The organism is Acrocarpospora catenulata (assembly GCF_018476525.1).
GTDB lineage: Bacteria > Actinomycetota > Actinomycetes > Streptosporangiales > Streptosporangiaceae > Acrocarpospora > Acrocarpospora catenulata.
The window spans coordinates 237342-251371 of sequence record NZ_JAHCST010000006.1 but is presented as its reverse complement, the minus strand read 5'-3'; the positions used below and the strand labels follow the sequence as shown (position 1 = coordinate 251371).

The 14030-nt window shown below is 69.2% G+C and carries 11 protein-coding genes and 1 pseudogene; 6 read left to right on the top strand and 6 right to left on the bottom strand.

Annotated elements, in window-relative coordinates:
- The first annotated feature begins 42 nt into the window (after nucleotides 1–42).
- From KIP79_RS08975 to KIP79_RS08965, 3 genes are all read left to right on the top strand, one after another.
- Entirely contained in the window at nucleotides 43–450 is a 408-nt protein-coding gene (locus KIP79_RS08975) for a YciI family protein (RefSeq protein WP_214104270.1), read from the top strand.
- Nucleotides 447–1592 carry an RNA polymerase sigma factor gene (locus KIP79_RS08970; RefSeq protein ID WP_214104222.1) on the top strand — a complete coding sequence of 382 codons (1146 nt, stop codon included), beginning with the start codon at nucleotides 447–449 and terminating at the stop codon, nucleotides 1590–1592. Before KIP79_RS08975 ends, KIP79_RS08970 begins: the two co-directional genes overlap by 4 nt.
- Before the next feature lie 153 nt (nucleotides 1593–1745).
- Nucleotides 1746–2090 carry a YchJ family protein gene (locus KIP79_RS08965; RefSeq protein WP_214104269.1) on the top strand — a complete coding sequence of 115 codons (345 nt, stop codon included), beginning with the start codon at nucleotides 1746–1748 and terminating at the stop codon, nucleotides 2088–2090.
- A 108-nt stretch (nucleotides 2091–2198) separates the two neighbouring features.
- Here the strand turns inward: KIP79_RS08965 and KIP79_RS50020 are convergent.
- Both KIP79_RS50020 and KIP79_RS08955 read right to left on the bottom strand, forming a co-directional pair.
- A pseudogene (locus tag KIP79_RS50020) lies at nucleotides 2199–2408 on the bottom strand (NAD(P)H-binding protein); the annotation flags it as partial.
- A 2-nt stretch (nucleotides 2409–2410) separates the two neighbouring features.
- Nucleotides 2411–2836, bottom strand: a complete 426-nt coding sequence (locus tag KIP79_RS08955; RefSeq protein ID WP_214104221.1) for a Rossmann-fold NAD(P)-binding domain-containing protein — start codon at nucleotides 2834–2836, stop codon at nucleotides 2411–2413.
- Between the two features lie 101 nt (nucleotides 2837–2937).
- On the opposite strand from KIP79_RS08955, the gene KIP79_RS48190 reads away from it, so the two are divergent.
- The 3 genes from KIP79_RS48190 to KIP79_RS08945 all read left to right on the top strand — a co-directional run bounded on the left by KIP79_RS48190 (nucleotide 2938) and on the right by KIP79_RS08945 (nucleotide 9112).
- Entirely contained in the window at nucleotides 2938–3072 is a 135-nt protein-coding gene (locus tag KIP79_RS48190; RefSeq protein WP_256447165.1) for a hypothetical protein, read from the top strand.
- A gap of 159 nt (nucleotides 3073–3231) precedes the next feature.
- The gene (locus KIP79_RS08950) at nucleotides 3232–4362 is read left to right on the top strand and encodes a HupE/UreJ family protein (protein ID WP_214104220.1); all 1131 of its coding nucleotides are present in this window, start codon (nucleotides 3232–3234) and stop codon (nucleotides 4360–4362) included.
- A gap of 31 nt (nucleotides 4363–4393) precedes the next feature.
- Nucleotides 4394–9112, top strand: a complete 4719-nt coding sequence (locus KIP79_RS08945) for an outer membrane protein assembly factor BamB family protein (protein ID WP_214104219.1) — start codon at nucleotides 4394–4396, stop codon at nucleotides 9110–9112.
- A 160-nt stretch (nucleotides 9113–9272) separates the two neighbouring features.
- Here the strand turns inward: KIP79_RS08945 and KIP79_RS08940 are convergent, their stop codons facing one another.
- From KIP79_RS08940 to KIP79_RS08925, 4 genes are all read right to left on the bottom strand, one after another.
- On the bottom strand, nucleotides 9273–9530 hold the full coding sequence (locus KIP79_RS08940; RefSeq protein ID WP_214104218.1) for a DDE-type integrase/transposase/recombinase: 258 nt from the start codon (nucleotides 9528–9530) through the stop codon (nucleotides 9273–9275).
- Nucleotides 9531–9785: 255 nt separating this feature from the next.
- Nucleotides 9786–10418: a TetR/AcrR family transcriptional regulator gene (locus KIP79_RS08935; protein WP_250212935.1), complete on the bottom strand. Its 633-nt coding sequence runs from the start codon at nucleotides 10416–10418 to the stop codon at nucleotides 9786–9788.
- Between the two features lie 43 nt (nucleotides 10419–10461).
- On the bottom strand, nucleotides 10462–11295 hold the full coding sequence (locus tag KIP79_RS08930) for an SDR family oxidoreductase (protein WP_214104216.1): 834 nt from the start codon (nucleotides 11293–11295) through the stop codon (nucleotides 10462–10464).
- Nucleotides 11292–14030 (bottom strand): indolepyruvate ferredoxin oxidoreductase family protein (locus KIP79_RS08925; protein WP_250212884.1); only part of this gene is annotated, 2739 nt, incomplete at its 5' end. The genes KIP79_RS08930 and KIP79_RS08925, both read right to left, overlap by 4 nt.

The window sequence follows — 14030 nt, the reverse complement described above, 5'->3', positions numbered from 1 at the left end:
TGAACACGACCACAATGGGCGTGCCGTACGGAGGAGGACATGATGGCCAAGTACCTGCTGCTCAAGCACTACCGGGGCGCGCCGGCAGCGGTCAACGACGTGCCGATGGACCAGTGGACGCCGGAGGAGCTTTCTGCCCATGTGCGGTACATGGCGGACTTCGCCGCTCGGCTGGAGGGCACGGGCGAGTTCGTCGACGGTCAGGCGCTCTCCCCGGAGGGGACGTTCGTCCGCTACGACGGTGAGGGGCGGCCGCCGGTCACCGACGGCCCGTTCGCCGAGACCAAGGATCTGATCGCCGGCTGGATGGTGATCGACGTCGAGACCTACGAGCGGGCGCTGGAGCTGGCCGGGGAGCTGTCCGCGGCTCCGGGTGCGGGTGGCAAGCCGATCCACGAGTGGCTGGAGGTGCGGCCGTTCATGGCCCATCAGCACACGGTGATCGAGTGAACGAGCCGCTGCTGCGGGAGCTGGTGCCCGCGGTGATCGGTGTTCTCGTCCGCCGCGGAGCCGACTTCGCGGCGGCCGAGGACGCCGTACAGGATGCCCTGGTCGAGGCCGTACGCGGGTGGCAGGACGGCCCGCTGCGGGATCCCAAGGGCTGGCTGATCACCGTGGCCTGGCGGAAGTTCCTCGACGCCGCCCGCGCGGAGACCTCGCGACGGCACCGCGAGCTACGCGTCGAGAGCGAGCCCGTGCCCGGCCCGGGCGGGCCGGCCGACGACACGCTCCAGCTGTACTTCCTGTGCGCGCACCCCTCCCTGACCCCGGCTTCGGCCGTCGCGCTCACGCTGCGGGCGGTGGGCGGCCTGACCACGCGGCAGATCGCGCAGGCCTATCTCGTGCCGGAGGCGACCATGGCCCAGCGGATCAGCAGGGCCAAGCGCACCGTTTCCGGCGTACGGTTCAACCAGCCAGGTGACGTCGCCACGGTGCTGCGCGTGCTCTACCTGGTCTTCAACGAGGGCTATTCCGGCGACGTCGACCTCGCCGCCGAGGCGATCCGGCTCACTCGCCAGCTGGCCGCGGTGACCAGACATGAGGAGGTCGCGGGCCTTCTGGCGCTCATGCTGCTTCACCACGCCCGGCGTCCGGCACGGACCGCTCCCGATGGCAGGCTCGTGCCTCTGGCCGAGCAGGACCGCGGTCTGTGGAACACCCGCCTGATCGCCGAGGGCGTCGACGTGCTCCAGGCGGCCCTCGCCCGCGACCGGCTGGGCGAGTTCCAGGCCCAGGCCGCCATCGCCGCGCTCCACGCCGACGCCAGGACGGCCGAGGAGACCGACTGGGTGCAGATCGTCGAGTGGTACGACGAGCTGGTGCGCCTCACCGGCAACCCGGTGGCCCGTCTCAACCGGGCCGTCGCGGTCGGCGAGGCCGACGGCGCGCGGGCCGGTCTGGCCGCGCTGGCTGGGCTCGACCCCGCCCTGCCCCGTCATACCGCCGTCGCGGCCTACCTGCACGAGCGCGCCGGCGACCCGGTGACCGCAGCCCGCCTCTACGCCGAAGCCGCCCGGCAGGCGTCCAGCCTCCCCGAACGCGACCACCTCACACGACAGGCCGCACGACTCAACGCGCAGCTGCGCGGTTGAGCGCCGTCGCGGGCGCGCGGGCCGCTCGTGACGTCGGCGCGGGTGAAGGCGTAGCGGCTGCCGGTCGGCAGGCACAATGGGTGCGTGTCCCGACGTCGTGCACAGCCTCAGCCACGTTCCGCGTCCACCTCCGCCTGCCCGTGCGGGCTCGCCATGCCGTACCGGGAGTGCTGCGGCCCGCTGCATCAAGGGGTGGCGGCCGCGCCCACCGCGGAAAGGCTGATGCGGTCGCGGTACAGCGCGTTCAGCGTCGGCGACGTCGCCTACCTCCTGCGCAGCTGGCATCCGACGACGCGGCCACCCCGCATCGATCTCGACAAAGGGCTCCAATGGGTACGCCTGGAGGTACTCGAAACAACCGGAGGCAGCCCCTTCCACACCGAGGGCACTGTACGCTTCCGCGCCCACTACCTCAGCCGGGACGTCGAGGGCCACATGGACGAGCACAGCCGTTTCGTACGGCATGAGGGCACCTGGTCGTACCTCGGAGCGCTTTAGTCCTCGGCACGGCGCCCCGCACGCGCGAGGAGAGGTAACCGCTCGGGCCGATGACTTTATGAGGATGGCCGAGCCACGCATTCCCCTCAGCCACAACGGGTTGCCCAGGGCTGACAGTACGGCGTCGTGGCCTTGCGCTGCCTGGCGGACGAGATCGGGTTGTTCGGTGATGCTGCCGATGCGGATCGACAACGCGGGGTTGTCGGGCAGGGTGCCCGCGTTCCGGACGAAGGCGGTGACCTGGTGACCCTCGGCGAGCGCTCGCGCCACCGCACTGCGGCCGAGCCGTCCGTTCGCGCCGACCACGAAGACGCGCATCGTCAGTTCCTTCCGAGCGGGGCGAGTTGCCGGCTGAGGCGCTGGACAGCGCGAGCGAGCTCCGGCGCGGTCACGCCGCGCGCCGGGGTGACCCGCCGGCCGTCGCGGCCGATGATCAGGCCGGTCTGATCGTCGAGCGAGGGATCGGTGGCCGCGACGATCGACGACCGCGCCGCCTGGGACGGGGTACCGCCGGTGGTGCGGCGGAACGCCCAGAGAACGAGGGGCCAGAAGGGCCGAAGCCACGGAGCGACGACCTGGGAGGAGCGCATGGTGCCGGCGGTCATGTCGGTGACCGCACCCCCGGGATCGGCGGCGAAGACCGAGACACCGGTTCCCCGCAGTTGCTTCGCCAGATCGAGGGTGTAAACGAGGTTGGCGAGTTTCGCGCGGCCGTAGGCGTGCAGCCCGTAGTAGCCACCCGGCACCTCGGCCGCGTCGAACCGGCGAGTGCCGATCCGGGCGGCTGGGCGCGCCGTCTCGCAGCCGCGGCAGGAGCAGCTCGGTGAGCACTCGCCGGTGGTAGCCGGTGGTCGAGCTCAACCGGGCCGTCGACAATCGCGTCGGCCCCGGCGGCCAGGCGCAGCGGCAGCTCCGCTTCCGCGGCGAGCTGCGCCGGTTCTGGGCTTACGCGGCTTTGCGCGGGTCTCGTAGCCGGGCCTAGAAGCCGGATTTCGGCGCCCAGAAACCCATCTTTCGGCTAGCGGGTAACCGTCAGCGGAAGGGTCAGTGAATTGGACCGTCTCGTATTGCCGGGTGTGGAGCGACCACTGCAGGGTTGGGGAACGACCGCCTTTCCCCCCAATGACGGAAGTGCTTCCCCGTGCGTCTACTGGCGTTCCTCGCCGCCCTTGTTGTCATGCTCCTCGCCGTGGCTCCGGCGCAGGCGCACGTCCGCGCGACCTCGGTCGCGGTCGACCTGCGCGGCCAGGGCGACGGCGTCGCGGCCGTCGTTGACGTGGAGTACGACGTCCTGGCCCGGCTGCTGGGTCTCGACGGTGTCCTGAGCCCGGACGCGGACGGCGCGGACGGCGCAGCCGTCGAGGTGCCGACCGAGGTGCGGCGCGGTTCGCTGGACGCTCACGCGCGCGACGTGGCGGTGTACGTCGGCGGGCGGCTGCGGCTGAGCCGCAGTTCGATCGGGTGCATCGCGGAGGACGGGGCCCGCGTCGAACTCGCCGACTCCGGCGCGGTGAGGGTCGCGCTCGCCTACGACTGCCCGGCGTCCGGCGCGCTCACCGTCCGCAGCGACATCTTCCGCTCCTCCGACGGCGTCGTCGACGACATCCGCACGATGGTGGCCTACGACATCGATGGCCGCCGCGGTTCGACGTTGCTCGACACCGACCACACCAGCGCCACGGTGGGGCGCACCGACCTGCTCAGCGAGATCCCGCGCTTCGTCCGGCTCGGGGCAGAGCACCTGCTCTTCGGGCTTGACCACGTGCTGTTCCTACTGGCGCTGCTGCTGGGCGCCAAGCGGCTGCGCGACGTCGTCGAGGTCGCCACGGCCTTCACGGTCGCCCACTCGGTGACCCTGGTGCTGGCCGCGATCGGCTGGGTCAGCGTGCCCGGGTGGATCGTCGAGCCGCTTATCGCGCTGTCGATCGCGTTCGTCGCGCTCGACAACCTGCTCTCGCCGAGGACGAGCCACCGGCTGCCCGTGGTCTTCGGCTTCGGGCTGCTGCACGGGCTCGGCTTCGCGGGCGCGCTCAGCGTCGACGGGCCACTGTCGGCCTCGACGCTGGCCGGCCTGGTCTCCTTCAACGTCGGCATCGAACTCGCCCAGTTGGCGATCATCGCGCTCGCTTTCCCGGCGCTGCTGTTCCTGCGCAGGGCCGGGACCACGCCGCTCGCCGCTCGTGCCCTCGCGCTCGGCACCGTCGCGGCGACCGTCGCCGTCGCCGGTGCCGGTCTGGTCTGGTTCGTGGAACGCTCCCCGCTCCTGGCCTGAGACCCGTCTCTCCCCACCCCGAAGGATCCTGATGTTCGCGTTAACATGGACGCGCGCGCGCCTGCGCGTCGTCCTGTACACCGCCACGCTGGGGCTTGCCGCCAGTGTCGTGGCGGGCCCGCTCACGTCGTACGCGGCGCACGCCATCGACCCGCCAGAGGCCACCGTCAGCGGCGTCGTGTACGTCGACGCCAACGGCGACGGCCGGCGCGACTCCGGCGAGGTCGGCCTGGCCGGCGTGCGCGTCTCCGACGGCGAGGTCGCCACCACGACCGCCGCCGACGGCTCCTACTCGCTGACGATCTCCACCGACCGTCGCAAGACGGACATCGTGTGGGCCGGCCAGCCGCGGGGCTACCGGTTCGGCCTGGACCAGTACAAGGAGCCGAGGTTCTGGGCCAACCTCGGCCAGCTCCCCGACGGCGCCACGCCGACCGCGGACTTCGCGCTCGTCCGTGACCGCCTGTCCGACGGCGACACCTTCTCCTGGGCCAACATCGCCGACCCGCACGTCAACGCACAGCTGCCCGACCAGATCCGCGAGATCAACTCCACGGGCACCGACCTGCGCTTCATCGCGGTCAGCGGCGACCTCACCAACGACGCCAGCCAGGCGCAGTTCGACACCTATCGTCGCGGCACCCAGCAGTCGGCCGTCGGCGTGTGGCCGGCCGTCGGCAACCACGAGTACGCGAGCGGGTCGGCGTACGCGGACAGGATCGACAACTATCGCAAGAACGTCGGTCCGGAGTGGTACTCGTTCAACTACGGCAACCGGCACTTCGTGGTGCTCGAGAACAACGGTTCGGCGCCGTTCGAGGAGGAGCTGAACTGGCTCAAGGACGACCTCGCCGCGAGTGTTCCGCTCGACGACGACCCGGCCAACGACATCGAGGTCGTCGTCCTCACCCACCAGCCGATGAATGTTCCGTTCGGCTCGCCGTCAACGTACGACGCCTTCGGTGACGTGCTCGAGCAGTACAAGGCGCAGCTGATCCTGGTCGGCCACGAGCACTCCAATCACGTCGAGAACAACTCGGCGTTCGCCTCGACCGCCAAGCACATCCAGACCGTGTCGAGCTCGTACACGATCGACAACGCGCCCCGTGGCTTCCGCTACATCCACATGGCGGGTCCGGGTTTCGACAACCCGTTCCGGATGTACGGCGAGAACGAGCACCTCACCATCGTCAGCCCCGCGCCGGGCTCGAAGGTGCCGGCCGCGAAGTTCCCTGGCATCCAGGTCAACGCCTACGACACCGGCGACGAGGTGGTCTCGGCGCGCTACCGGATCGCCGGCGACAAGAACTGGATGCCGCTGCACCGCAGCGGCGAGTTCACCTGGCAGAGCAACCTGCCCGACAGCCTGCAGAGGGTCGGTGAGCACAGCATCGAGGTGAAGGTGGTCGATGCGGCGGGCAAGACCTGGACCAAGTCGGCGAACTTCACCTTCACCGACGAGCCGGCGCTCAAGCCGGTCGCCGGCGGTGACTGGGACCAGCACCACGGCAACCAGGCCCACTCCGGTGTCGCGCCGACGCAGGAGGCCGGCCGCCGCCTGGCCTGGAGCTTCCGCACCGACGGCACCTTCCTCACCGGATCGCCGGTCATCCACGACGGCGTCGTCTACGCGGGCACCCGCGACGAGAACGGCGACGGCAACAGCCGGATCCACGCCGTCCAGCTCAAGAACGGCAAGGAGCTGTGGAACTTCCAGGTGCCGCAGTCGATCCACGGCAGCCTCGCCTACGGCGACGGCTTGATCTTCGCGCCGACCCTCGGCTCGGAGCTCTACGCCGTGGACGCGGTGACCGGCAAGCTGCGCTGGAAGGCCGTGCCCGAGCAGGCGCCGGCCCCCAACAACCAGCGCACCTACGGCTACTACTCGCCGGCCGTCTCCGGCCACACCGTGCTCTGGCCCTACCAGACCCGCTTCGGCATCGGCAGCCAGGGCGTCCTCAAGGCGCTCGACACCCGTACCGGCGCGCAGATCTGGGCCTCCCCGATGTCCGGCGCGACCATGAGCGACGGCACGCCCGCCGTCATGGACGGCACCGTGTACGTCGGCAACGAGACCGCCGACCGCGTGCTCGCCTACGACCTGGCCACCGGCGCCCGCAAGTGGACCGGAGCCGAGTCGCTCGGCAGCTGGCAGGACGGCGTACCGACCGCGGCCGAGGGCAAGGTCTTCATCGGTGCCAACAACGGCATCGCCGCCCGTGACGCCAAGACCGGCGCGACGCTGTGGACCTACCGGAGCTCGCGTTCCTCGCTCGTCTCGAGCGGCTCGACCCCGAGCGCCGCAGCCGTCAAGGACGGCGTCGTCTACATGGGCTTCCCGAGCGGCGCCGTCGTCGCCCTCGACGCCCAGACCGGCAATGTCTTCTGGGAGCGGGTGCTGCCCGGCGACATCTACCACGGTGGCGTCATGTCCAGCCCGGTCGTGGCCGGCGACACGCTCTTCGTCGGCGCCAACAACGGCAGGTTCTACGCCCTGGCCACCGACACGGGCCAGATCCTGTGGAGCCACGAGATCGGCACCTGGGTGGGCGCCGGCCCGGCCGTCAGCGGCAACACCGTCGTGACGGGCGCCTGGGACGGCAACCTCTACGCCTACGTGCCGGGCGGCGAGTCCGCGCAGCGCTGGGCGACGGTGACCGGCACGGTCAGCGACCCGGAGACGGATGCTCCGATCGCCGGCGCGAAGGTCACCGCCGTCGCCGCCGGTCAGGACACCGCGGTGACCAGCACCGACGCCCGGGGCCACTACCGGATCGGCCTGCCGGCGTCGACCTGGACCGTCACGGCGGCCAAGCGCGGCCTGATCGCCGACGACCGCTCGGCGGCCAGCGTCACGCTCGGCACCACCGGCAACGCGACGGCCGACCTGAAACTGATCAAGGTGACCCACCCGGTCGCCGGCAAGTCGACGTACGTGCCGGACTACGGCAACGGCAGCACGCGCACGGACGTCGTCACGGGCAAGGAGTACTACTACCTGGCCAACGACAAGATCCGGGCGTCCGTGACGCCGTACGCCGCCGGCGACAACGGCGTCGGCGGCAACAACGGCGTCGGCGGTCTGGGCGAGGGCGCGCTGTCGGACCTCATGCTCAACGACGCCAACGGCGCCGAAACCCTCGACTGGGCCGAGATGCTGCTGCGTCCGAGCCTCACGCCGCCCGACTCGTGGGACCGGCCGAACGACCAGCTCGACCTGACCGACCTCGCGGTCGACGGCGCTGCCGTGGTCGGCAACGGTCAGTACCGGGCGAACCCGGCCATCAAGGCGCAGGTCCGCTACGAGACCCTGCCCGACGCTCCGATGGTGAAGCTGACGGTCAAGCTGACCAACACCGGCACGACGGGCTACCAGGGCTACTTCAACTACATGATCGACCCCGACAGCTCGGTCGACAACGGCCGGATCCCCGGGTTCAGCGGCATCAACCCGGGCCTGAAGACCTCGGGCTGGACCGGGAACTACGTCTACGTCGGTGCCGATACGGCCACCACGAACGGCCAGGCCGCCCACGGTCTCGCGTGGGCACTGGACACGCCGACCGCGGTCGGTGCGTACGGCTACATCGAGGGTCTCTACTACGACGCCACGATGGCGCCCGGCGCCACCAAGCAGTTCAGCTTCTACCACCTGACCGACTACGCGACCTCAGGTGGCGACCCCACCCGCAACATCGCGAAGTGGGCCGACGAGATCGACCTGCACGACCCGGCCGTCCCGGACGCCGCTCGCGCGGGCGGCACCATCACCGCAGACGGCGCCGCCGTCTCCGGGGCCCGGGTCGCCCTCGAGCAGGCCGGCAAGGTGGTCGCGACCACGAGCACCGACGCCCAGGGCAAGTACCTCGTCAAGGCCCCGACCGGTCAGTACGACGTCCGGGTGTCCAAGCTGGGCTACCAGACGGCCACCGGCACGGTCACCGTGCCGGCGTCGGGCAGCGGCGTCGCCGACATCGCGCTGAGCCCGGTCACGGTCGAGGCGAGCTACGGCAAGCAGATCGGCTCGGGTCTGGTCGAGGCGGGCTACGGCGATGTCATGCTCGAGAACGACAAGCTCTCGATGGCGATCGCCGACGCCTACAACGATTCGCAGCTCTCCGGTGGCACCCGCGGCAAGCCGGTCGACATCGCCGTCCGCGGCATGGCCGACCAGTTCGACTGGATCAACCTGCCCTACGTCTCGGCGACCCAGCCGACCGGCGGTAGCGCGTGGGACATCCGGTCGGTGGCGGCGACCGACGTCCAGATCGTCCAGGCGACCGGCGACAAGGCCGTCGTCCGGGTATCCGGGCCGGTCAACGGCTTCACGGGTCTGACGGCGACGACGACGTACACGCTGAAGCCGGGCGACGACTTCGCCACGGTCTCGACGGAGTTGAGCAACTCCGGCCCGGCTCCACTCAGCGTGTGGACCGGTGACGCGATGGACCACGACGCGGCCGGCCAGGCCAGTGTCATCCCGGGCACCGGCATCGTGCCGCCGGGCGCGACGGCGGCGTACGTCCCGACCAAGCCGTACATCGGCATGACCGGGACCGACCCGCAGGTCTTCGGTCTCGTCTACGGCACGCCGGCCGGCGCCTTCGACGTCTACGCCGCGGGCAACTGGGTGATGAGCCGGTTCAACGTCGACGTGCCGGCGGGCGGCTCCTACACCCTCACCCGCAAGCTCGTCGTCACCCCGGGCACCGACGCGGTGAGCATCCTCGACGGAGTGTCCGCACCGTAACGCGCACTCACCCCACCACATGGCCGGCCCGGAATCCAACCGGGCCGGCCATCGGTACAGCAAGTCGCGGCCAGTGCCTCACTTGTCTCGCGATACCGCCGCCCAGCTCTCGATGTATTCGAAGATCGCGGCGTGTCACTGACCTGCAGAAACGCAAACATTAGCCGGCTAAGAGGGAGACACCCGTGCGGCCGACCGAGCGGCGGATGCCCTGACCGGTCAGGAAGCGGCCGAACTCGTCACTGGTGTAGTTCGAGCCGCGGTCGGTGTGGAACACGGCGCCGGGCTGGAGCAGCCGGGTATCGGCTGCCATCCGGATCGCGTCCTTGATCAGCTCGGTGCGGTAGTGATCGGCCATCGCCCAGCCCAGGACCGCCTTGCTCTTGCTGATCACCCTTGCGGTGATGCTGGGGATCATCGTTGGCCTTGTCACGGGGATTTTGTCCTGTGTGAGCAAATCTCGCGTTCGGGTCACCGAGGCGATCCGCCATGGCGGGATAGCCTTTGGCGGAACGGTCAGTCTGGCCATCCTCATCATGACCTCCCTCGGGCTCCTGTAGGGGCCGGGGTGAGTCTCGCTTCGAAAGGGTCAGCGGCTTCACTGTTCCAGAAGAGGTGTTCCAACGAGCGGCCAAGCGGGGGGACGCTTTTAGGGCCTTCCGCCCGGGTCCGCTCAGGTCCCTGACGGTGGCGTCACGACATCTGTCGTCTGCCCTGTTCCGAACACCTTGATGACTCCCTCGACTATCGCGTTCACGAGGGAGTCGTTCAGTTCGTAATCGCCGATGAGTATCCGGTAGAGGAAGGGGCCGGAAACCATGTCGCTGACGATCACGGCGTCCGTTTCCTCGCGTAGCTCCCCCCGGGCGATCGCGCGCTCGATCGCTCGCGCCAGCGACTCGCGGCGTGGGGCTACGTAGTTGCGATTGAAGAGTTCGCGCGCCGCCGAGTCGCTCGCCATCGCGAAGTAGACGTCGCCGAAAATGTCTGTGCTCGACTGGCCGTAGAGGTCGCGCATGATGGCCAGACCGGCGCGAAGGTCGCCCTCGAATGATCCTGTGTCCTTGAAAACGTCAGGTGAGTCGAACGTCCAGGTCATCGAGGCGACGACCAGCGCTGCTTTCGACGGCCAGCGGCGGTAGACGCTCTGCCGGCCGACACCGGCGCGACTGGCTACTTCGTCCATCGAGAAGCCGGCGTAGCCGTGCTCGAACATCAGCTCGCGACTTGCCTTGAGTATGGCCTCGTCCGCACCGGAACGGCGGGGGCGGCCACGCTCCGGTGGCTCTTCCCATGACGTCTGCATCGTCACTTCGTCCTTCCCAGGGGTGGTGCGTCGGGTCGTCATCTCAGTCCAAGAAGAGGTCGGTGTCGGGTGGTTCGCCCGACACGGCGTACTGGTCGAAGTCGGTTTGGCCCATGCCGCGCAGGACGCTCTCGTCGACCAGGGTCTGGCCGGTCCGGCCGCCGCCGGTCAGGATCGCATAGGCGGCATCCGCCATGATCTCCGGCCGGCGAGATCGTCGTATGCTCTCGTCGCCGCCGAGAATATTGGCGACGGCATCGGTGGCGATGAGCGTTCGCGGCCACAGGCAGTTCGCGGCGATGCCGTCATCGGCGAATTCGGCGGCCAGGCCGAGAGTCGCCAACGTCATGCCGAATTTGGCCAGCATGTAGCCCGGGTGCGCGCCCAGCCACCGATTGCTCAGGTTGAGGGGCGGGCTGAGCGTCAGGATGTGCGGGTCCGGCGCCCGCTTGAGGTGCGGCAGGCACGCGCGCGAAAGCATGAAGGTCCCGCGGACGTTCACGTCCTGCATGAGATCGTACGCCTTGCTCGTGAGCCGCGCCGTTGGGCTCAGGTCCAGGACGCTGGCATTGTTGACGCAGATGTCGATTCCGCCGAACATTTCGGCACCGGCCTGGACGGCTGCGGCGATGCTCTCGTCGGAGCGAACGTCGCCAACCCATGGCAGGGCGTTGCCGCCGGCTTTCCTGATGGCTTCCGCCGCCGTGTGGACGGTTCCCGTCAGCCGCGGATGAGGTTTCGCTGTTTTCGCGATGAGAACGATGTTCGCGCCATCCGTTGCGGCGCGCAGCGCGATCGCGAGCCCGATGCCTCGGCTGCCGCCCGACATCACCATCGTCTTTCCGGCAAGGGTTCGTTGCTGAAGTGATGTGGTCATCCGCGTCCCTCCCTTGCCATCAGCCCGGCCCGGGATTCGTAGCTTTCGAGTAGTACGGCGATGGTTGAGCGGAACCGGTCGACGTTGGCGAGTTTCACGTGCTCGTAGCCGCGAATGACGTCAGGAGCTTCGGCGATCTGTACGGCGAGTTCGATCGTTTCCCTCGAAAGCCTCTTCAGAACGGCGTTGATCAGATCGATGTACTCGCCGACCAGGGCTCGCTCGACCCTGCGGACCTCTGCCCTTCCGAACGGGTCAAATGAGGTCCCCCGAAGACGGCGCATGCCGACGAGTGCCCGGTAGACGAACCGGAACCACGGCCCCAGACTGATCTTCTTCTTCATGCCCATGGCCCGCAGGGTTGGCGGGTGCAGCCGGTAGACGAACGTGGCGCCGTCTCCGAACTGGGCGCGGATGTCCGCCTCCAGTTCGGGGAGCAGCGAAAGCCGCGCGACCTCATACTCATCCTTGTAGGCCATGAGCTTGTGCAAATTCTGGACGACGGCACCGGTCAGCGCGGTTGAGCCGGGCACAGACTCGCTCTCGGCCCGATGAACCCGAGCGATGATGTCGGCGAACTTGGCCGCGTACCGGTGATCCTGGTAGGCGAGGAGTTCGCCGACGCGCCGACGGACGGCTAGCCCGAGAAGAGAACTCGCGTCGACGCCGGTCCGGCGCACCAGTTCCTCGATTTCCGGACGTTCGGCCGGCAGGGTCGGCTCGGACGGTGGGGAGACGGCTGCCTCGAACGCGCCGCGGTTCGCGACGTACTGCCTGCCGCGGCGGAACGCCTGGGTGTTCTCCTCGACGCGTACGCCGTTCGTTTCGATCGCCTGCTCGATCGAGCCGGCCGGAAGCGGCAGCGCGCCGAGCTGGTAGGCGATCCCCGTGAGGATCAGATTGGCGAACTGATCGTCGCCGAACAGCTGACTGCTCGCCGCGCGTACGTCGAGGAACACCGCGCTGCCGGCATCGGTCGCTTCGCGGATGTCGTCCATGAGCGCAGCGGTGTCCGGGTAGCGCGTCGTGACATCGACTGCCATCCGGCCGGTCGGCACCTGGGAGGTCGACACCACGGCAACCGTTCGGCCGGGGTCGGTGGAGGTGAGGTTGCGTGGATCCGCCGCGACCAGCAGATCCGCGCCCAGGTAGAGATCGACCTCCTGGGACGCCGCCTTCGAGGCCATCGACTCGGCGTCCGTTCCGATTTTCACGTCGGAGATGACGGCCCCGCCCTTCTGCGCCAGGCCGGTCTGATCGAGCGAGACGGCCTGGCGGCCGGCGAGGTTCGCGGCGGCGGCGAGGATCTGGGAGAGCGTGACGACACCCGACCCGCCGATGCCCAGAACCCGGGTGGTGTGGTGACCCGCGATCGGCGCTTCGGGCGGTTCCGGAAGGTCCCCGAGAGCGACCACGTCACGCCTGTGCCTGGTTCGCTTGCCCGGAACGACGGTCAGGAACGCGGGACAGTCGCCGTCAAGGCATGAGTAGTCCTTGTTGCAGGAGGACTGGTCGATGCGCGTCTTCCTGCCGAACTCCGTGTCCACGGGATGCACGGAAAGGCAGTTCGACTTGCGTCCGCAGTCACCGCACCCTTCGCAGACCCTTTCGTTGATCATCACCCGTGCCGCCGGATCGGCCGCGAGACCGCGCTTGCGCTTGCGCCGGAGCTCGGTGGCGCACTCCTGGTCGTGGATCAGGACCGTCACGCCCGGGGTCGCGGCGAGTTCCTCCTGCGCTTCGACGATCCGGTCCCGGCCGTAGACCCTGGTGCCCGGCGCCAACCCGGCCCGCCGGTAGGACTTGGGGCTGTCGGTCGTGACGATGATTTTGGAGACGCCCTCGGCTGTGAGGCTTCGCGTGATCTCAGGGATCGTCATCGCGCCCTGCGCCTGCTGGCCACCGGTCATCGCGACGGCGGAGTTGTAGAGCAGCTTGTAGGTGATGTTCACGCCGCCGGCCACGGCCGCCCGGATGGCCAGGCTGCCTGAGTGGTGAAAGGTGCCGTCACCGAGATTCTGGTAAAGGTGCGGCCGATCCAGGAACGGCGCCATCCCGATCCACTGCGCGCCTTCACCACCCATCTGCGTCAGCCCGGTGACCTCGCCGACCCGTTCGGCGGACATGCCCAGAACCAGCCCGTGGCAGCCGATGCCCGCGCCCACCAGAGCCCCGTCAGGCGTCTTCGCCGAGGTGTTGTGTGGACATCCCGAACAGAAGTAGGGCGTGCGCACCGCGAGCGGGAGCAGGCGCCGATCCCGTCGCGGCCGCCGGGCCAGCTCCCAGCTCTTGACGGTCTCGAACCCCGGGTAGCTGCGCAGCCGGGCCGCGAGAACGGGAGCGATCGTGTCGGGTTCGAGTTCGCCGCTCGCGGGGAACGCGCTCGTTCCATCGGGATATCGCTTGCCGGTCACAAGGGGCGCGTTCGGTCGCCCATAGAGCATGTCCCGGATGGCCGCCTCGATGAACGAGCGTTTCTCCTCGACAACGATGATCTCCGTGAGGCCCGCGGCGAACGCGTCGATGATGCCGGGCTCGATCGGATGGATCATGCGAAGGTCCAGGAGGCGGAGGCCGCCCATGGCACGCTCCTCGGGGTCAAGGCCCAGCGCGTGCAACGCCTGGCGGACATCGCGGAACGTCTTGCCGCCCGCGACGATCCCGACGCGGTCGTGACCGCCGTGACCGTGCAGCCGGTTGAGCTCGTTGGCCGCCGCGGTGGGGGGGGGGGGCTC